Origin of the sequence: Paenibacillus alginolyticus DSM 5050 = NBRC 15375 (assembly GCF_000422905.1) — a bacterium.
Lineage (GTDB): Bacteria > Bacillota > Bacilli > Paenibacillales > NBRC-103111 > Paenibacillus_E > Paenibacillus_E alginolyticus.
This window is the reverse complement of record NZ_AUGY01000048.1, coordinates 1-22,449: the sequence shown is the minus strand read 5'-3', so window position 1 is coordinate 22,449 and position 22,449 is coordinate 1. Positions and strand designations below refer to the sequence as shown.

The window sequence follows — 22,449 nt, the reverse complement described above, 5'->3', positions numbered from 1 at the left end:
GATCATGCTAGATTCGTTGTAAACTTTTTAATCGAGATCAGTAGTAAATATCATCAAATAGACAAACATATGACTTAAAATAGCTCTTTCGAGTCATGCTGATTTTTTTAGATTAGGAGTAAATTAGGTAATGGGGGTAAGAACAATGCAATACTCTAACAAGTTATGGCGCGTAATCATCAACATGGCGATATTTCTTTGTCTTATCGTTCCAAATAAGACCTTTGCACACTCGACATTGGTAGATGCCATCCCTGCGCCAAACAGTTCGTTATCGGAACTACCATCCAACATTACATTAACTTTCAACGAAAGCTTGGAAAGGGAACTTTTTCAGCTAAAACTCTTTGACAAAACTGGGAAATCTATTTCCAAAGATGCTCCTCAAATAAGTGAAGATCAACGACAACTCACACTCCATCTTCCAACACTCAATGATGGCGTCTATACAGTCAGCTACAAAATATTGTCTGCCGATGGTCACCCGGTTAGCGGGTCTTACATATTTGTTCTTGGGCAAGCTGATGTCGCCGCGGATAAAGGACCGACTTCATCTTCACAGAATTTCTCAACAAAGCAAATATTAATTTACTTAGCCAGATTTTTATTCTATTTAAGCCTACTAACCTTAGCAGGATGGATGTTTTGGAAATTTATTCAACGTGAAGAACCATCCATGTCTCTCTCCACTTATGATCAAAGATGGGGAATACGTTTGCAGCTTATCTTTTTCATCTCATTTTTGTTGATGGTGGCGACAGAGCTTCAGGAACTCCTCAGTAGTTGGGATATGCAGAGCTTTGCATCACTTTTGCTACACACAAGAATAGGAAATTCTTGGCTAGGGACGCTGATCCTCTCTGTATCCGGATTTATATTCTTACATCGCAATAAAACTTTTTTAATCTTTTGGACAATCCTTATCCTCGGGGTCAAGGTATTTAACGGACATGCGATGACCTTTGAGCCAAGAAATCAGATGATGATGCTTGATTTCATACACTTGTTCGCGGCATCTATTTGGGTAGGTGGTCTCGTCTATATTGTTCTTCATTTACGATCCTACAGAGAGACAGTCAATCGCTTTTTGCCAAAATTCTCGCAGTTAGCATTATTCAGTATGATTATTTTGACACTGTCAGGGATCTTCTACACGGTTGGCATTCTGCCAAAATTCACTTACATTTTTTACACCACTTGGGGTATTTTATTGCTTATCAAGGCAACGCTTATTCTACTTGTTCTTATAACAGGCGCTTTGCTTCGTTATGTTTTGAAAAGAAATGCTTTAACAAAGTCAGATACCCTAATCAGAATCGATGTTACTTTAATGGCATTAATTGTGCTAATAGTGGGTGTATTCACTTACATGAATCCGATTCCATTAAATAAACCGTTGTCTTGGCATGAGTCAAGTTCCAAAGGGGACATACTGCTCAATATTTCACCCAATACACCTGGAAAAAACGTGTTTTCTTTAACTGCTCACGGCCCCTCCTCATCAAATGCTGTACCAAAATATGTTCATGTTTATATGAAGTACTTGGATGATGATTCTGTGGCCCCCATCGAGGTTCCGTTTCAGCAATCGTCAGACAAACCAGCTTCTTTTTCTGCTGAAGGGCACTATCTCCCTTTTCCCGGTAAATGGCATATTGAGGTCAGGGTGATGGATACAAATGATGACGAATCGGTCTATAACCACACGGTAATGATTTTTAGATCATTATAGATATTTCAAAAAAGGGAGAAATTACAATGAAAAAGTTTTTTAGTGCTCTATCTTTGTGCTTTATGGCTATGCTGCTATTTGCAGGTATCGCAAGCGCACATGTTGTTGTGTACCCACAACAAACTACGCAAGGATCTTACGAAAAGTTCACTGTTCGTGTTCCTACGGAAAAAGAAGTTCCTACTGTTAAAGTAGAAATTAAAGTTCCAGCTGAAGTGGCGGTCTCTCGCTTTGAACCTATGGCGGGATGGAAATATGAATTAACCAAAGATGGCACCGGTAAAATCACGAGCGTCGTTTGGACAGCAACGGGTGAAGGACTTTCTAGCACTGAATTCGGTGAATTCAACATGCAAGGAAAAATAGGAGATCAAGCAGCTTCTATCTCTTGGAAAGCATACCAAACTTACAAAGATGGAAGTGTCGTTGAATGGGTCGGGGCTGCTGGTTCAGACAAGCCTGCCTCTGTTACAACCGTAAATCCGAAGCCAGCGGCTGCTAAAACGGATTCTGATGGGCATGATCACGGTGGTAGTGCAACCGCGGCTGCACATGACCAGGAAACAGGAAACTCTAAGCTTCCTCTTTATCTTTCAATTGCTGCACTCGTGCTTGGAGTCTTATCGTTATTTACTTCTTTGTTAAAAAAAGCGAAATAAATCTATAAAAGATTACATGGTAAAAAGATCGTTTCATGCCCGTAAAGGTTGAAACGATCTTTTTTTACTCTATTACAAGGAATTTCTATTAAACTCCATTTTATTTCACCGTAATTGTGCCATGATACATATACATACCACAATCAAATTTATAGGTTCCCGGCTTTAAATCTTTTAATGTTGTGAAGTTATCCCCTTTTTCCAAATAGACATCTATTCCTAAATCTTTAGAATCTACGCTTCTGATACAAGTAAAGCCGCTTCGCTTTTTAAAATTTAACTTTGTTGGAACTCCTGCCTGAACTTCGATATTAGCTGGATAGAAGCCGTCACTCTTAACATTTATTGTAGCAACTTGATAACCTTCCTGTTGCGTAATTACGGGTTCTTCGGCTGATGACTCGGTATGCTGAAAGTAAAATAAAGCAAAGATAAAAAGACATATAATAAGGATTCCCGAAATAAGCCCTACCGTTGAGTACTTGGTCATACTTTTCTTCATGCGATTTACCCCTTTCGCTGTCATTATTCTGCATATAAAAATCAACCTACGCCAATGAGAGGCAAGGTTGATTATACACCTTATCATTAAATTATAATGACTCCTTGAGGCTATGAATTTGAATGATTAGTGAATATTTATTTTCATTAAGATGAACTATATGTTTTTTAATGCCTACGTCTACTATTATGCTTTCATCTGAGAAGTATCGCTAAGTGTTCAATTCTGTAAATTAGAATCGCTATTTTTACCATTAAGAATTTCTTCGGTATCTATCAATTTATAAAGAAATAACATCGAAACCGCCAAAACAATATCCATGAAAATAATTGAAAGCGTAGGGTAATCAGAGATCACCATAACACCTAACATCGCCCCCATCATACCTCCCATTAAACCTGCTAACATGCCATCTAGAGAAGCAAGAAGATGTAGAGACTTTCCGGATATATAACCAACAATCATCCCAAAGGTGACTCCAATAACGGTTGGAAGAAATAATTTTTCCAACACAATTCCTGCTATTGTACCGACGAGCAGGCTTGATACCATAGCAATCGTCATAGCTGCCATCATGCCCGTCATTTTAGATAAAAGTGTGCTCTTTGACCGTAAGTGGAAAATGAGAACAACAACTACCAACAGGACGAAAATGAGAGATGCAATACTTGTATTAATCGTTAATTCAGAAGGTCCCATTTGGATCTCTGTTGCTGAGTCTCCACCGTGTTCATGTGCTGCTGCTGGTAAACCGTGAGAAAACACACTTAATATCATGCATAAACTGCATATTTTAAAGTATATCCCTTTTATTAAACTTCTCAATAGACTTTCACCTCTTTAGAAAAATAGACAATCATCCATTGCTTTATATCGTAGAAACAACATCAAAACCTTTATTTTCTATCGCCTCTTTAAGTGAATTTATATTCAATAAAGTTTCCTCATAATCAATATGAACGGATTTATTTACTAGGTCTACCTGACCCACAGCCCCAAGTTGTTTCAAAGCATTTTCTATCGTAGTTACACAATGATTACATGACATACCTTCAACCTTAAATATTAATTGACTCATGTTCATCCTCCACCTCAAATTTCCGTACGCCTCGCTATATCCTATAATGATGTTACTCAACTCATTACTCTTTATTCTGAGGAGCCTAATTAACCAAGTAGCTGCTTTAAGGCTGGTACTCTACGAATAACTAATGAATCCAAGATCAAAACGATTAGTAAAGAAATTCCAACTAAAGGAAAAACTATACCTAACAGAATGGTGATAACCGCAACCCATTTGACCATTTTAAAATCCTTTGGCAGAGCTGGCGCTCCTACTCTTCCCTCTGGTTTTCTCAACCACCACATGACAACTCCGCTAACGGCAACTAGAATAATACCGAGACAAACAAGCAAGCATATAATTTGATTGGTCACGCCAAAATACTCACCCTGGTGCAGCGCGATACCAATCGTTACGGCTTTAGCCATGAAACTGAAATCCTTAAATCGCTGATCCGCCAATACTTTCCCGCTATATTGATCAATATGAAGGGTCGTTTGTTGCTTCGGATCCCCTGTCGTAGAATAGATAGTGTATACACCCTTTTCACCTGCAGGAAGAGCAATTTGATAACCAGGGGCCAGTTCTTTACTCTTACCAATATCCATAACCTGTTCAATCGAAATGGAACCATTCACGCCTGGAGCTGAATTCGGAATAGGAAGCTGCTCCGCTGCCCATGGAACACCTTTGACCACATCCTTGGTCGGTACAGTTGACTGTGGCTTCTGCGGATCAAAGGAGAAAAACCCTTGAGGGTATGTAGCTGTTTTATTGATATAAGTACCCATAAAGCCTGACCATGGCAATCCCGTTAAAATAAGTGCTGCAATGAAGAGAGACAACCAAAATGCCGTCACTGCATGCATATCGCGCCAGAACATCCGCTTCCCTTGATTTATGCGTGGAAGCACGATGCCGTAAATAGATTTCTTACCTCTGGGCCACCATAAATAGATACCTGTGACTAATAGAATCATAGCCCAGCAAGCAGACAATTCAACAATGCGATCGCCTATTTTACCAATCATCAGTTTTCCATGAAAATCTCTTATTAGCTGCATGAGTTTTGTATTCGGGTTAATGTCTCCTAGAACTTTCCCATCATAGGGATTGATAAAGATGAGCAAAGATTGCCCCCTATTGTTTACTTCAAATTCAGTAGAGCGATTAGGTGCATACGAAGGTTTTACTTTTTTTAGCATTGCGTCCGGATAGACTGCGTTCATTTTTTTAATTTGTTCCTGCACAGTTAATTGCTGTTGTCCTTGTTGTACGTAATAATAATCCTTGTACATGATGGACTCAATTTGTGGTTTGAATAAATAAATGCCACCTGTCACCGCCAAAATAACTAAAAAAGGTGCAAATATCATACCTGCATAAAAATGCCACCTCCATATGGCTGCATATAAATTTTTTGTCTTAGTCGGTTGTTGCCCTCCATTTACCATTTCAACACCAATACTCATGGTTAAATAACTCTCCCTTTCCTATACAACTCAGATTAACTGACTAAAGTATACTTGGAAGCTGAAAATTTGAAATGACTCATAAGAGCTATATTTGCAACTAATATTTGAACAAAATCATTAAAAAATTCTAAGAAACCATAATTGATTTTATCCATATCAGTCATCTACATCACGATTACCATGGACATTGGGACGAATGCAACATATCTGTTAGTAGTGTAAATCCAGCTGAAATTATACCAATGAATTGTGAATGTAAACACGAGAATGACTGTGGCCATGAAATGGAACAACATAGTTTTCAGGATGTATCCAGAAATAAATCTATTTTTCATCTTGCTTTAAGGAATTAAATACATTAAAAATCGACTTGACATTTCCGTTTAATAATAGTAATAATTACTATTATAAAGAATCTTAACGGAACAGGACGCCAAATATCAACCAGCCATTGCCCGACGTCTCAACAGGTATAACAAAAAGTCTAGCTCAAGGAAAAGCTCTCATCTGACTTGGAGGATAATATTCATTTTTCAATTTTTAGGCTACAACTTTTTCGATCATTCTGCATCTAATAGATTGTTAGAATTTGTCGAAAAAACATACAACTACGAGGTGCATAATGAAACAGATGCTTTTCCTATTAACCTTCCTCTTCCTTTTCCTTCATCATCCAGCAACTTCAAGTGCCGCTGATTTGACCCAACTATTTTTAAATGGAACAAAGGTAAACACCGAGGTCCCTCCACAAATCATTAAAGGAAATACAGTCGTTCCTGTACGTGTTATAGCCGAGAAGCTCAATTCCAAGGTTGCTTGGAACGAAGCGAAGCGCAAGGTTACCGTTGACAAATCAGGTACAAAAATTGAGTTTACGATCAATGATCCTACCGTTTATGTAAATGGCAAAGGGTTTACTTTAGAGGTTGCCCCACTTCTCGATAATGGAACCTCCCTTCTTCCTCTGCGGTTTATTGCGGAACATTTAGGCATAAAGATAACTTGGGATGAAGTTACACGATCTGTATTTTTATCATCTATGGAAACCACAGCAACATCCGCGAACACAGAGACTCTTTCTACTCTTCAATCCATACAAAGCTCTGAAAACGATGTGTCTGTGCAGGCTGACCGAAGCATAACAACTGATCTCTTTGTTTTAGAAAACCCAAACCGGATTATTATGGATATTCCTTACAGTAAGGCCGTATCATCTCTAAAAAACGAAATTCCAGTTCATAGCCATCTCGTTCAAAAAATTACATACGCATTATTTTCGGATCAACCAACTATTGCCCGAGTAACTATAGATTTAAAAGAGAAAGTAGTTGCTAGCACCATCCAAAATAAAGAAAAGAACCAAATCACTCTTCAGCTCGCCCAAGCCTCTCATCCTGTTTATAAGGTTGTTATCGATCCCGGCCATGGAGGTCATGATTCTGGTGCTGTTGGCATAACAGGGCGATTTGAAAAGAACTTTACCCTAGCTACTGCCCTTAAGGTCAAAACTTTGCTTGATCAAGACTCTTCATTTAAAACTTATGTAACGAGAAGCGATGATACATTTATCCCTCTTGAAGATCGGGCAACATTGGCGAATCGAATTCCCGCAGATGTCTATCTATCCATTCATGCCAATAAAGCCGCCTCCAATATTAGAGGTACGGAAACCTTTTACTCGCGTGAAAACAGCATTTCTTTCGCTCAAATCATTCAAAATCATGTTCTTGAAGCTACTGGCTTTCCTGATCGACATGTCAAGCAAGCCAACTATAAGGTCATCAAGGATACGACAATGCCTGCAGCACTTGTAGAAACGGGGTTTCTATCAAATTCTGAAGAAGAAGCGGCCTTATTCTCGGAAAATACTCAAAATAAAATTGCATCTGCAATTGTAGATGCAATAAGGGAATATTTATCTATTAAATAACATAAGATCCACCGTTTTTGGGAGCTTGCTGACAGCCCCTTCGGTGGATCTTTGTTCATTCAATCGCAGTATAATGATCTAAATTGATTAGGCCCCCTGGCAAATATTTTTGCTTCGGGGCCTATATTATTTTTAATGAAAAAAGGATTTCTCGAAAAGTGCATCCATTTTCAAATTCGTACGTCTTTGTAATATAACAATTCTGGAGGAAAAGTATGACCACCGAGGAAATATTTACTTTCATTCGTTTATAAAGTTGTAATACTTTGTTCAAACCGTATTCACATATTATGTGAAAAAAATCACATACATCGAGTAAGATAGAAATATATAACAAATCAAATTGAAAACAGAAGGTGATACCCCTTGAACCAATCTCGAAAACATGAAAAACAATTGATGTACCTGATGTTCATTGTTGCTTTTGTCATGCTGCTCTCTTTTATCCGCAAGTTTTTTTGAAACTATGCAAGCTACTGAGGAGATGAGTCCATATGCCAATCTACGATTCCGTATTTTATAGCCGCCTACTCACTGAGACTACACTGGCATTTCATATCATTTTCGCTACCATCGGCGTTGGTGTTCCGGTCATGATTATGTTAGCTGAGTTAGCCAGCATTCAACGTAAAGATCCCTATTATGCCTTGCTGGCACGAAGATGGGCTCGGGGATTCGTTATCACCGTTGCTATCGGGGTGGTTACGGGTACGGCTATCGGGCTTCAACTCAGCCTGTTGTGGCCGAAGTTCATGGAGATTGCTGGGCAAGCCATTGCGCTTCCTTTATTTCTAGAAACTTTTGCCTTTTTCATCGAGGCTATCTTCCTAGGGATTTATTTATATACATGGGAACGTTTAAAACCTAAACATCATTTGTTACTACTCGTGCCTGTTGTCATTGGTTCGTCTGCTTCCGCATTTTTTATTACGACTGTTAATGCCTTCATGAATACGCCGCAAGGCTTCACGCTAAAAGATGGCTTGATTACGAATGTACAGCCGATTCTAGCTATGTTTAATCCATCCATGCCTACCAAAGTGGCACATGTACTCTCCTCTGCCTACATGACCAGCGCATTCATCTTGGCTGCTGTAGCGGCCTATTCCCTTCTCAAGAAAAAGGGGGACACTTTATATGCCAAGAAGGCTTTAAAGCTGACCGTCACGGCTGGGCTCGTGTTCGCCATATCTACGGCAATGATCGGTGATCTATCAGCCAAATTTCTAGCTCATACTCAGCCTGAAAAACTTGCCGCTGCCGAGTGGCATTTTGAAACGACATCGAATGCACCGCTCGTACTTGGCGGTATTTTGACGGAAAATAATGAGGTTAAATATGCGTTGAAAATTCCGTATGCACTAAGTATCTTGGCAGGTGGAACTCCCGGAACCGAGGTAAAAGGACTGAATGAGATTCCGAAAGATCTCCGACCTCCTTTGTACGTACATTATTTCTTTGATGCCATGGTTGCTATAGGGATGTTTGTGATTGTAGTTGCCATTTGTCATATGTGGTATGCCCGTAAAAAGTCCCGTAAACCTTATCCTAGATGGCTTCTAGCGATTATCGTTGTTTGTGGTCCTCTTTCCATGCTAGGCATCCAATGTGGATGGTTTTACGCGGAGGTTGGTCGCCAACCATGGATACTGCGTGGATATATGAAGGTAGCAGATGCCGCTACAACTTCACAAGACGTAGATACTATGTTGCTGCTGTTCTGTTTACTTTATCTCGTTTTAGCTCTAACCGCAGTAAAAGTATTATCCAAACTCTTTAGAAAAAACGATGTCGCAGATGAACTGATTGCACTTGGTATTTTCGGGGGGAGGACCAAAGAATGAGTCTAGAACTTATTGGAATCACGGTTTTGTGGATTTTCCTATACGGATATTTAATTGTGGCATCCATTGACTTTGGTGCAGGCTTCTTCAGTTACTATTCGGTTATTACGATGAAAAAGCATATCATTCATAAGATTATTGAGAGATATTTATCTCCCGTCTGGGAGGTTACCAATGTATTCCTAGTTTTCTTCTACATCGGCATGATTGGTTTCTTTCCTGAAACTGCACGTTATTATGGCACCGCGTTACTTGTACCAGGCAGTTTAGCTATCATATTATTAGCCATACGTGGAGCCTACTACGCTTTCAGCAACTATGGTTCCAAGGATAACAAATGGTACATGCTGCTTTATGGAGCAACTGGCTTGCTCATTCCTGCAACTCTTTCAACGGTGCTAACCATTTCGGAGGGCGGCATTATCGTTGAACAGAACGGCACGATTTGGCTAGATTGGAGCAAGTTGCTTGGGAGTCCTTATACTTGGTCGGTCATATTGCTATCGCTAGTCAGCGTCCTCTATATTTCAGCGATGTTCCTTTCCTACTATGCCTATAGAGCAAAAGACTATCCCGCTTTTGGCATTTTACGAGGCTATGCTCTTTTCTGGAGCGGACCTACAATTCTAGCAAGCCTTCTTGTATTTTTCGCTATTAACCAGCAAAACCCAGAACATTTCCGCAATATGATTAACCTGTGGTGGATGTTCGGAGCATCATTGCTCTGCTTTTTACTTGCCGTCTACTTCCTTTGGAAAAAAATCAAGCTAGGTCTAGCGTTCATATTGGTGCTTTTGCAATTTGCTTTTGCTTTCTTTGGTTATGGTAAGGCCCATTTGCCGTATCTTTTATTTCCCTACATCTCCATTCACGAAAACTTCACTAATCAAGCAATGGGAACTGCGCTAGTCATCGCCTTTATGGCAGGGCTTGTTATTCTAATCCCCTCTCTGTTTCTGCTTATGCGTCTTTTTCTTTTTGATGCTGATTATGTGCAAGGTAAATTTATCAAGAAGGGTGACTAAACTTATGGAAAACTTGCTAATCCAATACGCTCCACCGGTATTTGTTCTATTTTCACTTGTTTTTATGATTTTATGGGTACCAAGAGCAGCAGATGTGACAGAATAATCCGTAAAACGAATAAGTCGACTAATTGCTAGTCGACTTTTCTTTCCTTATGATTCGTGTTCAATATCCTTTTCCATGTCGTGTTTAAGCTCTTTAGGCATTTTTTCTGGTTTACTTCCGAACCACTTCGTATAGAGAGCTTCATAAGTTCCATCTTTGGAGACTGCTATAATGGCCTTATTGATCTTACCCATGTACATGTTTCGCTTTTTTGCAACGACTGCGTAGCTATCTTTGTTGAAAACTTCTCCTACTTTTTTAAATTTTCCATCTGCTGAATTTTGCAAATAATCTTGAATACTGTGCTCTTCAAAAATGACGGCATCAACGGATTTATTTTTCAAATCATCGTAAGCGTCGGAGATGTTCGCATAACTCCTTATTTTGATCCCTTGAATTTCACTTGCAAATTGATAAGCAGTCGATCCATTCCTAGTGGCTACCACCTTTTGGGCCAAGTCATCTTGGCCTTTGATCGCCACGTTATCTGATGCGGTAAGTATCGCTTCTCCCGATTGAAAATAAGGATCTGAATAGTCTAATTTGTTCTTGCGGGCATTCGTGACTGTCATTCCCGCGATTGCCAAATCAACATCCCCCGATTTAACACTTTTGTTCAACTCACCGTATTCCATGGCTACCCATTCATATTTTAATTTCGCCTTTTTAGCAATAGCTTGCCATAATTCAACTTCAAAGCCTTTCTGCTCTTCCCCTTCTGTATAAGTGAAAGGACGGTTGTTTTTCTCAATACCGACTTTGATCGATTCATTTTTCGCGCATCCTGTGGAAGCCAGTGTTAAAAAAAGAACGACCAACAGAGTGATCCCCTGCATACTTCGAACTCGTATATTCATTGCCCTTTATACCCTCCTTATCAGGTAAACAACGGTATTATTTGTAAATTGTTAATCGGTTATGCAGATATGGCAGCATATATTGTGAATGTTGCCAATCCCCAACCAAAATAAAAAAGCCCCTGTTTTGTATGGTTACAAAACAGGGGCTTTTCCCACAATCTTACTTCTGAAAGGTTCTCGGCGAGCTCCCGAACTTTTGTTTGAAGGCTCGTTCAAAGTGAGTTAACGTGTTAAATCCGGAGGCATAGCAAATTTCTGTAACAGGTATATCCGCTGCCATTAACAACGACTTAGCAAAGTTCAAACGCAGTCCCTGTAAATAAATTTGGAAGGGGATGCCTATCATTTTATGAAAGGCTTGACTAAAATAATTAGGTGCCAAAGCCGCTTGCTTGGCGGCATCCTCTAATCGTAGCGGATCTCGGAAATGGTGGTGAATATAGACAAGAGCCCTCTGAATCGAACGATGCTGAGCTCCTAAATCCTTTTCCTCAATAGGCGGGTGTTGCAAATTATAGGCTCGATAAAGGGTTAGAAGGATCCGCTCTAGAGCACCTTTTACCATCATTTGCTGACCTGGCAACCAATTATGGGCCTCGCTGCTAATTAGTCGAAATTCGGACTCAATCATGTCAAAGCTAACATCCAAATCAACCATATATTCGGCAAATTGTTGAAACATCAGCTCTCTTATGTCTTCCCCAAGAAATTCTCCGGAGAAAACAAGGTTGTAAATATCCATGGGTTCATCGGGAAACGAATAGATATCATGAAAATCAGCTGGAGTAAGTAAAAAGAGGCTTCCTCTGGTAAGCCGATGCTCGGTTCCATTCACGATGTTCACTCCACTACCACGGAGAACAAAGCAAAGCTCATAAAATTCATGCCAATGCAAGGAGTGGTGTTCGTAGCTGATATGTTGAAAGTAAATTTGAAAAGAGGAGGAGGGATCAATAAATTGGGCATTCGTTAACCTAATCGGTTGTTTCTTCATATCTGCCCTCCGCCTCCATTTTTTCATCTAGTATAGCACAAGTGGTCGGCCCCTTTCGGTTTTCACAGCCATTTTTATACGTTAACGTACGTATTACCTGCTAGATCTTTGCCTCGTGCCAACCATACTTTAAAGTTTCGATTTTTCTCTGGATACACTTGCGTGTCGGTTGAGAAATAGCGCATGGTATATCCGCAACGACGGTTTTCGCTTTTGTTAGGATCCGCACCGTGAATGATGCGCGAGTCATGCAGCGAGCATTGACCTCTTTGTAATTCGAAATGAACGGCTGTTGATGTATCCATGTTTTTAATTTGCGTATTAAACAGATTTTGGGACCCATCTACACTTTCATACTCAGAGAAACCGTTGTTATGCGTACCTGGAATGACCTGCATGCAGCCATTTTCCTTCGAACTATTATCGATAGCGAGCCAAACTGTAATGATTTTATCAAATGAACTAACCCTGCTATTCCAATAAGCCGAATCCTCATGCCATGGCGTTGCCCGGCCAATAAAGGGGTCTTTGCATATAAAATGGCTGGACCATAGACCAATGTTCGGTCCGATAATAGGCTCAACGAGATCCAGAACTTCATCCGACAGGAGGAATTTGAGCAGTCGTTCTTCACGGAAATGAGGTGTGTCCAGCTCGTCGGACAGTTTACTTCCCTTTTGCTTCAGTTGATCTTCAAATATATCCGTTAATTCAGCTAACTTCTCTGGTGAAAACAGCTGCTTTTCATAAAGTAAGTACCCATTTTTCTTATAAAATTCGACTTCTTCATTCGTTAATTTACTCAACGTAATCCCTCCCTAAATATAGCTCCTAACACTAAATTAACTATAACTCACATGTACGATAACAGGCTTATCGTTTACTCAGAAAAAGTTAGCTTATCTTAAGGTAAAGTAAAGTTAGCCGACTTTCAGCACAAAAATAAGCCACTCTTGGAAGAGTAGCTTTGGATCTTGCATGATAAACATCACGATGGAAAAAACAATCAATTACCTGCGAGCTAGCTTGGTCAAGCGTCCATCCGAAATCCACTCGGCCACATACACATCCCCGCGCGAATCGACACAGATGCCATGCGGAGAACTGAATTTGTTGGCACGATAGTAAGCTTTATCTAGATTAGGCCATCCCTCCTGCGATTTCGCTTGACGATCCTCTCCCAAATGCGCAACCAATCGATCATGTTTATCGAATACCGTTACACGGCTGTATAAGTCCGGAAAATACATTTCATCCTTGTAGAAATAGAAGCTGCAAGGCATATCCATATCATGGTCAAAAGCCCGTTTGAATTGCCCACCCGGTGTAAACACTTGAATCCGATGATTGCCCCGATCCGCAACATAAATTTCCGGTTCACCGCGTCGCAAATCAACGGAAATACCATGTGGACAAGCGAATTGCCCAATTTCTGAGCCTTTTCCTCCCCATGAGCGAATATAGTCACCAAGCGCATTATACTGATGCACCCAGCTTTGGCCATAACCATCTGAAATATAAATATCGCCATTTGGCGCCACAGCCACATCCGTAGGTACGAATTTGCGTTCAGCATCATAAATCTCTGGTAGATCTGGCGTGCCGATAGTTAACAAATGTTCACCGGTTAATGTTGTTTTAACCATTATCCCCTTTGCCGTGTCAGTCACATAAAGGAATTCGCCGCCTGCTTCTTTGTGCAGATAAAAGCCGTGCGCACCTCCTTCGAATTCTTCGCCCCATGCATTCAAATATTGCCCATTGCGGTCAAATACGACAACGGAAGGCGTTCCAGTATGGAACAAATAAAAGCGATCCGCTTCATCAACTTCAATTCCGTGTGTATAGCCTAGTGTGACATTCGCGGGTACTTTTGCCCAATTCGGAATAACTTCATAGTTATGTGACGTATTTCCTGCTTGAAGGGCACTTAGAGATAGCGCTTCCAATTCACCCACATCCTTTTTCTACTTATTTCCTTTTATAATACCACTTAAATATTGCAGTGTACTAGTTCAAATGTTGAAAGCCACTTACATTCTGGAGAAAGGCTATCTCTTGGCTTAATGAGAAAAATGACCAAAGATAATTTCAAAATTGGATACAATTATTTGTATCAGGGCAACCTATTGAGTGCCTTTTCCAAGGAAGAGAGATTCAATCTTAGGTCCAACGTTTACATAGTAGTAGGCATTTGAAACAACTATCGAAGATGATAATCCATACAGATACACGTCAAAGGAGGAATTTCCATGCCAAACAAAATTCATCTTGAAGCCGCGGCGAAGAAATTCGCAGAAAATACTGCGAAGCCGCCATATCTCTTCGATCTAGGTCCTATAAAGGGGCGCGAGACTGTTGACAAGGTGCAATCTGAGCCTGTCCATAAAGAATCTGTCGACTCGCAAGATCTTATAATCGCAGGCGGCCCTAGCGGTGAAGTATCCGTAAGAATTCTACGACCCAAAAAATCACCGCCGACACTTCCTGTTATCCTCTATATTCACGGTGCTGGATGGGTCTTCGGAAATGCCCATACGCATGATCGTTTGGTCCGCGAGCTTGCTGTTGGCGCTCAAGCTGCCGTCGTATTCCCCAACTACAGCCTTTCACCTGAGGCCAAGTATCCAACAGCACTTGAGGAGATCTACGCTGTACTCCAATGGATAGCCAGCCATGCTCATGAATACGGCTTCGATACAGAGCGCCTCACTATTGCAGGCGATAGCGTTGGCGGCAATATGGCCGCAGCCATTACGTTGGTCGCCAAGGAACGCAAAGGCCCGACCATCCATAAGCAGCTGCTGTTCTACCCTGTCACGGATGCATCCTTCGATACGGATTCCTATGAGCAGTTCGCAACGGGATATTTCCTACGTCGGGATGCCATGCAGTGGTTCTGGGATCAATACACGTCTGATCCCCGCGAGCGAGCGGAGGTGACAGCTTCTCCGCTGCGAGCTACGCTCGAGCAGCTCAACTGCCTCCCACCTGCGCTGATCATCACGGGCGAGGCCGACGTGCTGCGCGATGAAGGCGAAGCCTACGCGAACAAGCTTCGCGAAGCCGGCGTGCCCGTCACGTCCGTGCGCTTCCAAGGCATCATCCACGACTTCGTGATGCTGAACGCCTTGGCCGACACCGCTGCCGCGCGTGGTGCCATGATGCTCGCCAAAGCTTGGCTGCGAGAAACATAATCTTAGCCTGCGGGGCAAGCAGGCCAACGCGAATAAACAGAGACGCAATCCACAAGTGGATGTGTCTCTGTTTATTTTCATAGATGAGCATCGTTGTAATTAGATCCTCGAAACCGTATTTCCCTATATGTTTGTACAAGCTCCAAGTAATGTTTTACTTCCCACATGGGCTGCGTAAAGCACTGAATTACTTCCCACATAGATTTGTACAAGAAATATTCAACTCTCCCCACATGAGTTGCACAATGCAATGTTTTATTCTATACAGTAGCGTTGCATTAAAGTTAACACGTCTCGGGTCGATCAAAATAATCTAAATTGCGCTAAAAATGTTAAATTATTGTCATTCATAGCAATAAAAAAATCTCCATATTTAGGGTAACAGGTAGTCCCTGTCCAAATCCCTAATTTAGGAGATTAGCGCATGGACAAGAATACACTATTTTCATCATTTGGTAAATGGGTTGCACCACTTAATTCACAAATTATCCATAACTGGAAATGTACGAGCAAGCTCGACAGCTACGTGAAAAAGCTTGATCATTTCTGCTGATCTTCATTGAAGCTCAATTGAAGCAGCGCAAAGGGCTGCGGGAAATTATGAGAGAAGTTCAGAACAATGTGGATTTTCTTCAAGCGCTTGGTATCACGTCAATCAGTGCTTCCCAATTGTCCCGAAAAAACAACAGGCTTGATCCTGAAGTTCTACAAGCCATCCTATGTGATCTCAAGACTCTGTTGCATCGGCTTCGTTCTCCCATGTCCGCTCGCCTTGGTATCGTGAAAATTATCGATTCAACTACGATGAGCTTATGCCTAAACAAGTACAAATGGGCCATCTTCCGCAAATCAAAAGCAGGAGTCAAACTTCATCTTCGCGTGACCTTTGCTGATCCAGATCATGTCTACCCTGACAAAGCAGTTGTCACACCAGCGAAGCCAGCCGACCATACACAGATGGATTTTTTCATTGATGAGACAGATGCTACGTATCTGATGGATCGGGGGTATCTCGATTACGGAAAGTATGACAACTACTGCAAGCTTGGAATCCGCTTCGTTTCCCGACTTAAAAACAACGCCCTTATCGAGGAAGTCGAAGAACTTCCCGTCGCCGCAAGGTCCAACATTCTCCGAGACGAGAAAGTGATCTTGGGTAAAGGCAAGAAGCGAATGACAAATCGATTTGACCTAAGCGCCGCTGAAATCGGTGATCTGTACCGGAGTCGCTGGGAGATCGAGACGTTCTTTCGCTGGGTCAAGCAGCACCTGAAATTGACTCGATTTTACGGCACTAGCGAGCAGGCGGTTATCAATCAAATCTGGATTTGTCTCATTGCATACTGTTTGGATTTGTTGATCAAGTTGGACCTCGAGACGAACAAAACCTTGTCGGAGCTTGTGGATATACTGAAAACCTTGTTATGGAAACCTTGGGATAACTTTATCGCCGCCGTAATATGAAGTCCCAGTCGAAACCTCAAAAGGTAGACAGAAAAAGGCCTAAAGGTAACATAATCTTGGTAACGAATTGAAATACGCCCATTGAAATGGATATAAATACCAAATGAACAGCAGCTGCCTGATCGAGAGACCTCCGTCAATTTTTAGCTCTCAAACCAAAATAATACTTTTCAGAAAATTTAAATAAATGTAGGTGTTATGTTTTATGCAACACTATTGATCCCATATAGGATGATTCGTGTGACAAAGATACGGGATTATTTATACATCGTTATCCGATTTTATCTTTTTCGCAAAAAAATAGCCAGCAGCGAAATTATCGATGATAGCCTGTCTATTAATCTATTGTTTGTACAGATACACACGCCAAAATAGCACCCCAAACAGAAACTTGTTGAATTACACCGAACATGACTAACAAGGCACAAATAAAAACGAGTGTTGCCCCTGTCATACCCAAGATGGATATAAACCTGGGTACGAGCTTGGTTTTATAAAATATATAACTGTACATCATCGTATTTATGCCCAGCATGAAAAGTGGGCCAAGCATAAATGTCCAGTCATGTATTTTGTCCCCGCCCGTATTAATCGCCACCTTATTTTTCAATTTCCCACTGCCTACATAGGTAGGATTTTCAGATAACGGGCGAGGGTTCATCAAATATTCAAACCCTGGATGCCTATTTTGATGCTTCGGTGGAAAGACGACAGGGACGTTGCTGCATTGCTGCTTCCAACCTAAATATGGATACATGGGATACGGCATGGTTGTTCTCCTCTAGGATTCAATTTAATATCTAGCTTTATTCCTTTAGACATCATAGTAATGAAACAGCGGCAGCTAAGGACTGTGAAAATAAAGTCCTAGACTGCCGCTGCCTTTATTGAGCTAATGACCGAAGTCAAAGGTCCCCAGCAAACCCATCTCTTTAGCTTTCATGGCCGCTTCAATCCGGGATTTGACATTTAATTTTTGAAAAAGACTAGTCAAACTATACTCCAATGAGCGTTGGCTCATGCACATGATTTCCGCAATTTCTTTATTGCCTTTTCCTTTTGCAATTTTTTGTAGTATTTCATATTCTTTGTTACTAATGGCGAGTTTATCAAGCCCATTTTCACACTCAGAGGGTTGGACGGTCACTTTTCGTAGTTGTTTAACTAAAGAAAGCGGCAGAATGACTTCACCCCTTAAGGCGCAACGAACCGCTGACACCAGTTGTTCTTTATTCGCTGTTTTCAATATATATCCGGCGATCCCGGCTTCGATCATCAGATTAAAATGGTTTTTAAATTCAAAGCCAGTGTAGATTAAAATAGTTGCATCAGGATTAATGCTTATAATTTGCTTTGCCAGCTCTATTCCATTTATGTCCGATAAATGCAAATCAATAAGCATGAGGTCAAAATGCAACGTTTTCGCCATTTCCAATGCCTTTTCGGTGTTATTGGTTAAGGAAACCTCAAAATTTCCTTCTTGTTCTAGCAGCATTTTTGTACCTTCCATAATGGTAGGGTGGTCGTCAACCAACAAAATTTGGATCATGTTCTAAGCACCTCTATTTAATTACTATTTCTTTCCGTCAAATGAGTAGGAATAAAAACATGAATGGCCAATCCGTCGTCGTCAGGTATTGAATGGAAATCTATACGCCCATCCATACTGCGAACGCGTTCTTTCATTCCATATACACCCATACTTTTAAACGAATCCTCGACCACGCTTAAGTCCATACCGATTCCGTTATCTTTATAAGTCAATTCTATTCCATCAGAGCGGCTGAACAAAGTGATATGGACTTGCGTTGCTTTGGAGTGTTTCGATGCGTTTGCTAAGAGCTCTTGTACAATTCGATATAATCCGATTAACAGCTCATCATCAAGTGCATGGCGGAAACTGTTAATTTCGAACTGAATTGCGTAATCCGCTCGCAATTGTGTGAATTCAAACAGTGCTTCCAGAGACGACACGAGCCCTTCTTCTTTCAACATAGGTGGCCGTAATTCATTACACGTAATACGTATTTGATAAACGACATCCAACAGCCCATTGGTAATTTGTTGAAGTTGAACTCTGAGATCTGGGGTAACGGAAGGGTCGGTTAACATTTGATCCAACTTGCGGTACCAAATGATTTGCTCCTGAAGCGCTGCGTCATGTAAATCTTGGGAAAGACGCTTTCTTTCGTTCTCAGACATTCGAAACAAAAGCCGTAAGAGCCATGAAGGCGCTACTTGAAGAGAAACATTTTGCTCCAGCTCTTTGGTCAAATCTTCAATTAAACGGAAGTTATCGTATAAGACGCTGACATAACGAGTGATCGTCTTTAGCCAAATACATTTAGGCTTAATTTTTAAAAATGGAGGTTTTTCATTAAAACAGAGTAAGTGAATATGCTCTTTGATATCAATAAGTTTAATGATATAGCCGTCAGCTATCTCTATAATTTCGCAAAATGGAAGTTCTTTAAGATTAAGCTCTAGGATATCCCTCATTAAGCTATTCCCGATATCCCGATTCCCGTTTCTTATAACTGCATGATTATTTTGATCAACTTCAAGGATACTTATAGTTGACGCCCTTGTAATATCCTGAATTTCTTTTATTAGCCGCGTTTCAATTTCTTCAACTTTCATAACACCTAACAAATCGTGGGAGAACCTATCCAAACTTGTCTGTAATCGACAGTACCTATCTTCGGATTCCCGGATGATTTGCTCCGTTATTCTCCTCTCTTCCTCTACTATTCTTCGATCTGTCACATCACGTATCATTGTTAATCCAGAGTTTATTCCTCTATGGGAAAGAGGAGCAGAAATGATATCAACATCAATGATTGATCCATCATAACGAATCAGCTTTTGCTCAACAATAGAAGTGGCGCTATGCAAGTCATAGATCGCGGAAAGACGCATAGATGTTTCCTCTTTAAAATCAGGATGAATGTAGTCTAATATGTTTTTCCCTTTCAATTCGCTCATGCTAGACGCCCCAAATAGCTTGAGACCCACGGTATTGACATATTTGAATTTAAAATCACAATGCAAAACAATGGCCTCCGGAGATAACTCCACTAGGCGGCGACTAAGCTCCTCACTTTCCGATAAAGCCCGTTCCGCCTCTTTACGAGCCGTTATGTCTTCGAAGGCAAACTGCACAGAATCGGATTGGGAATCATAGACCGATATCAATGATACATCAATCTCTTTACCATCCAAACGAATAATTTTATATTCTCTGGGGGCAGTATAATCAAAAGGTAAGCGATTTTTCAAAAATTCTCGAACAATATCCTTATCGATTGGATGAACCCATTCCAGTGCGTTTGTGCCTATAAAATCCTCAGGCTTCTCTGCCCCTATCACTTTCATCCCAGAGGGATTGATGTAAGTGAACCGATCATCTTTATAAATAGTGATAGCCACTGGAGAGAGCTCCACTACTCTTCGATAACGTTCTTCACTCTCTCGAAGAGCTATTTCCATCTTTTTTCTTTCTGAGATGTCATTAAAAATAGCAATTACGGATCGTGCTGTGTCATCGTAAATGCCTATAATTTCCGCTTCTATCGTCTGTCCATCCAGTCGGATCATTTTATATTCAATAGAGTCAACATATTTTTCTTCTATTACTAACTTAACCCTTTCTTTCGCCATTTCTTTGTAATCCGGATGCACCCTTTCATAGATGGATTTCCCCACGATTTCATGCTCACCTGTTGCTCCCAGAAAACGTACCCCCGATGGATTGATATATGTAAATACGCCATCCCGATGAGTGGCAATCGGTTTTGGAGAAAGCTCAATCAATCTCTGATAGCGATCCTCACTTTCTTTAAGTTCTCTTTCAATTTGCACTCTATCAGTGATATCTCTGGACACAATGACTATACTTTTGACTTCACCATCTTCCTTAAGAACTGGTGTAGCCATGCAATCTGAATATATCGTGTGTCCATCTGCATGAATAAAGCGAAAATTTAGAAGTGCGTTTGTTTTTGATCGGATAATTTCAATAAATTGTTCACGAACAAAATTGTTATCTTCCGGAAACACATAATCAAATCCCGAAGTTCCAATCATACATTTATCGTCATACCCTAGCCCTCTTTTAGAAACATAAAGAAGCTTTCCATGTATATCTACAACACCGATTAAATCGGTCATATTTTCAGCAATCAATCGGTATTTGGCTTCACTTTCTTCTAATGCCAACTCTGTCAGTTTCTTATCTGTAATGTCGCGTGCCACGAAGATAATATGTTCAATTTTCCCATCATCCCTAACGACAGGGGTGCCATATTCTTCGAAGTATCTCAGTTCTCCATTGGCATGGGTAACACGAAACTGGACACAACGCGGTTGCTTGGATGCAACCATCTCCATAAATTCGCGAATAATCATTTCTGTATCTTCCGGGTGAATCATTTTAGTGAAAATGTCCTGTTCGATATATTGCTCAGGCGAATAGCCCAGTAATTTAAGGTGCGACGGTGACGCATAAATCGTTTTTCCATTGACTTCTACGATGCGTACCATATCTGTTGTATTTTCCGCAATTAACCGATACATCGTTTCGCTTTCTTCAAATCTGTCAACTGCATAATCCTTGTCGATTAATGATTTATACCGCAACTCACTTTTATATAATGCTTCTTTCAGTGGTGTAACATCTATGAGGATTCCTTCAAGTCGTTTCTTATATCCAATATTATCCATGAATGGTTCCACTTTTACTTCAATCCATCGAATATCACCATTTGAGCGAATAATCCGATATCCAGTGGAATGCTGCAATCCTTGGAGCACAATTGCTGACGATGCTTCAAAAATAGGCAGATCTTCAGGATGAATCAAATTTATCCACGAGTTCCAATCTATAATTGTATCCGGCGCATACCCAGTAATTTTGAAAAATGCTTCCGAATTACATACAAATTTTTGCAAATCGTTTTCAAATGACCAAACAGCCACATCCATGTTTTTAAGAAAGTCTTGAACCTGCTGTATAATCTGAGACAACTCCTTAGTTAGACGTTTTACATAGCTCCTATAAAAGAAAACCGTCAACACACAAAAGCCGTCCTCAATAAAGGACGGTATGTATTTTAAAGGAAGATTCTGTTCAATCATTCTGGCTATGATATTATCTATTATACAAGATATTACGCTTATTTTATTTACTAATTATTTCCAACCAGCACAGAGCGCTAAATGTTTTGCTTTTCCCCACGCCACTTTTTTTATTTATTTGATTATCCAACTAGCTCAGGATAGGTAATCGTCGTAGACGATAGGCAACAATGAACTAACCTATTGAATAACTCGCTTTTGACCTCACGGCGGTTGAATCGATAGCAAAACTCATCGAGATATGCTTGTAGGTGCTTAGGATCTAAGCCGTGGTAGGTACCACCAATAAAAGCTTTCGCATTAGAGATGATCGTATGAAGCCACTTTAGATGATCTGGATTTTCTTTCAGGTCGTACTTTTTGGCTTCATGGTGGAAGCCATTTTTGGCCAAAGCTTGATAAGAACGATATCTATCGCTGGCAATCGTTGATCCAGCTTCAATGTAGGTGGTTGCAAAGTCA

The 22,449-nt window shown here is 40.6% G+C and carries 21 protein-coding genes; 9 read left to right on the top strand and 12 right to left on the bottom strand.

Annotation, left to right across the window (positions count from 1 at the left end; translation table 11 throughout):
• Nucleotides 1–130: 130 nt before the first annotated feature.
• On the top strand, nucleotides 131–1,732 hold the full coding sequence (locus G519_RS0121140; RefSeq protein ID WP_029196401.1) for a copper resistance CopC/CopD family protein: 1,602 nt from the start codon (nucleotides 131–133) through the stop codon (nucleotides 1,730–1,732).
• Nucleotides 1,733–1,758: 26 nt separating this feature from the next.
• Nucleotides 1,759–2,391, top strand: a complete 633-nt coding sequence (locus tag G519_RS0121135) for a YcnI family copper-binding membrane protein (protein ID WP_029196400.1) — start codon at nucleotides 1,759–1,761, stop codon at nucleotides 2,389–2,391.
• A 100-nt stretch (nucleotides 2,392–2,491) separates the two neighbouring features.
• Here G519_RS0121135 and G519_RS0121130 read toward each other — a convergent pair whose 3' ends face one another.
• The 4 genes from G519_RS0121130 to G519_RS0121115 form a co-directional block, all read right to left on the bottom strand.
• Nucleotides 2,492–2,893, bottom strand: a complete 402-nt coding sequence (locus G519_RS0121130; protein WP_029196399.1) for a cupredoxin domain-containing protein — start codon at nucleotides 2,891–2,893, stop codon at nucleotides 2,492–2,494.
• Between the two features lie 219 nt (nucleotides 2,894–3,112).
• The gene (locus G519_RS43925) at nucleotides 3,113–3,718 is read right to left on the bottom strand and encodes a hypothetical protein (RefSeq protein ID WP_127528114.1); all 606 of its coding nucleotides are present in this window, start codon (nucleotides 3,716–3,718) and stop codon (nucleotides 3,113–3,115) included.
• Between the two features lie 43 nt (nucleotides 3,719–3,761).
• Nucleotides 3,762–3,971 carry a heavy-metal-associated domain-containing protein gene (locus tag G519_RS0121120; protein ID WP_029196397.1) on the bottom strand — a complete coding sequence of 70 codons (210 nt, stop codon included), beginning with the start codon at nucleotides 3,969–3,971 and terminating at the stop codon, nucleotides 3,762–3,764.
• A gap of 89 nt (nucleotides 3,972–4,060) precedes the next feature.
• Nucleotides 4,061–5,428 carry a PepSY-associated TM helix domain-containing protein gene (locus G519_RS0121115; protein WP_051253559.1) on the bottom strand — a complete coding sequence of 456 codons (1,368 nt, stop codon included), beginning with the start codon at nucleotides 5,426–5,428 and terminating at the stop codon, nucleotides 4,061–4,063.
• Nucleotides 5,429–6,053: 625 nt separating this feature from the next.
• On the opposite strand from G519_RS0121115, the gene G519_RS47705 reads away from it, so the two are divergent.
• The 4 genes from G519_RS47705 to G519_RS53605 all read left to right on the top strand — a co-directional run bounded on the left by G519_RS47705 (nucleotide 6,054) and on the right by G519_RS53605 (nucleotide 10,336).
• Nucleotides 6,054–7,361 carry an N-acetylmuramoyl-L-alanine amidase family protein gene (locus G519_RS47705; RefSeq protein ID WP_029196395.1) on the top strand — a complete coding sequence of 436 codons (1,308 nt, stop codon included), beginning with the start codon at nucleotides 6,054–6,056 and terminating at the stop codon, nucleotides 7,359–7,361.
• A gap of 494 nt (nucleotides 7,362–7,855) precedes the next feature.
• Entirely contained in the window at nucleotides 7,856–9,205 is a 1,350-nt protein-coding gene (locus G519_RS0121105; RefSeq protein ID WP_029196394.1) for a cytochrome ubiquinol oxidase subunit I, read from the top strand.
• On the top strand, nucleotides 9,202–10,230 hold the full coding sequence (locus G519_RS0121100; RefSeq protein ID WP_029196393.1) for a cytochrome d ubiquinol oxidase subunit II: 1,029 nt from the start codon (nucleotides 9,202–9,204) through the stop codon (nucleotides 10,228–10,230). The genes G519_RS0121105 and G519_RS0121100 overlap by 4 nt, the downstream gene beginning before the upstream one ends.
• A 4-nt stretch (nucleotides 10,231–10,234) precedes the next feature.
• Nucleotides 10,235–10,336, top strand: a complete 102-nt coding sequence (locus tag G519_RS53605; protein ID WP_409372021.1) for a cytochrome bd oxidase small subunit CydS — start codon at nucleotides 10,235–10,237, stop codon at nucleotides 10,334–10,336.
• Nucleotides 10,337–10,383: 47 nt separating this feature from the next.
• Here the strand turns inward: G519_RS53605 and G519_RS43915 are convergent, their stop codons facing one another.
• The 4 genes from G519_RS43915 to G519_RS43905 form a co-directional block, all read right to left on the bottom strand.
• Nucleotides 10,384–11,193 carry a substrate-binding periplasmic protein gene (locus G519_RS43915; protein ID WP_051253558.1) on the bottom strand — a complete coding sequence of 270 codons (810 nt, stop codon included), beginning with the start codon at nucleotides 11,191–11,193 and terminating at the stop codon, nucleotides 10,384–10,386.
• Nucleotides 11,194–11,356: 163 nt separating this feature from the next.
• Nucleotides 11,357–12,190, bottom strand: a complete 834-nt coding sequence (locus G519_RS43910; protein WP_051253557.1) for an AraC family transcriptional regulator — start codon at nucleotides 12,188–12,190, stop codon at nucleotides 11,357–11,359.
• A 74-nt stretch (nucleotides 12,191–12,264) separates the two neighbouring features.
• Nucleotides 12,265–12,996, bottom strand: a complete 732-nt coding sequence (locus tag G519_RS0121085; RefSeq protein WP_029196392.1) for a phytanoyl-CoA dioxygenase family protein — start codon at nucleotides 12,994–12,996, stop codon at nucleotides 12,265–12,267.
• Nucleotides 12,997–13,200: 204 nt separating this feature from the next.
• Nucleotides 13,201–14,139 (bottom strand): NHL repeat-containing protein, encoded by a 939-nt coding sequence (locus G519_RS43905; protein ID WP_051253556.1) that lies wholly within the window; start codon nucleotides 14,137–14,139, stop codon nucleotides 13,201–13,203.
• Between the two features lie 303 nt (nucleotides 14,140–14,442).
• On the opposite strand from G519_RS43905, the gene G519_RS0121075 reads away from it, so the two are divergent.
• The 3 genes from G519_RS0121075 to G519_RS43900 all read left to right on the top strand — a co-directional run bounded on the left by G519_RS0121075 (nucleotide 14,443) and on the right by G519_RS43900 (nucleotide 16,851).
• Entirely contained in the window at nucleotides 14,443–15,387 is a 945-nt protein-coding gene (locus G519_RS0121075; protein ID WP_029196391.1) for an alpha/beta hydrolase, read from the top strand.
• Nucleotides 15,388–15,811: 424 nt separating this feature from the next.
• On the top strand, nucleotides 15,812–15,940 hold the full coding sequence (locus tag G519_RS53060) for a hypothetical protein (protein ID WP_268618430.1): 129 nt from the start codon (nucleotides 15,812–15,814) through the stop codon (nucleotides 15,938–15,940).
• Nucleotides 15,941–15,987: 47 nt separating this feature from the next.
• Nucleotides 15,988–16,851 carry a transposase gene (locus G519_RS43900; protein ID WP_244280168.1) on the top strand — a complete coding sequence of 288 codons (864 nt, stop codon included), beginning with the start codon at nucleotides 15,988–15,990 and terminating at the stop codon, nucleotides 16,849–16,851.
• Between the two features lie 337 nt (nucleotides 16,852–17,188).
• Here the strand turns inward: G519_RS43900 and G519_RS53600 are convergent, their stop codons facing one another.
• From G519_RS53600 to G519_RS52255, 4 genes are all read right to left on the bottom strand, one after another.
• Nucleotides 17,189–17,620 (bottom strand): DUF4386 domain-containing protein, encoded by a 432-nt coding sequence (locus G519_RS53600; RefSeq protein ID WP_029196390.1) that lies wholly within the window; start codon nucleotides 17,618–17,620, stop codon nucleotides 17,189–17,191.
• 123 nt (nucleotides 17,621–17,743) lie between these two features.
• Nucleotides 17,744–18,400 carry a response regulator transcription factor gene (locus tag G519_RS0121060; RefSeq protein ID WP_029196389.1) on the bottom strand — a complete coding sequence of 219 codons (657 nt, stop codon included), beginning with the start codon at nucleotides 18,398–18,400 and terminating at the stop codon, nucleotides 17,744–17,746.
• Between the two features lie 17 nt (nucleotides 18,401–18,417).
• Nucleotides 18,418–21,927 carry a PAS domain S-box protein gene (locus G519_RS47700; protein ID WP_161632944.1) on the bottom strand — a complete coding sequence of 1,170 codons (3,510 nt, stop codon included), beginning with the start codon at nucleotides 21,925–21,927 and terminating at the stop codon, nucleotides 18,418–18,420.
• A gap of 182 nt (nucleotides 21,928–22,109) precedes the next feature.
• Nucleotides 22,110–22,449: IS1595 family transposase (locus tag G519_RS52255; protein WP_036633432.1), on the bottom strand; the 340-nt coding region annotated here is incomplete at its 5' end.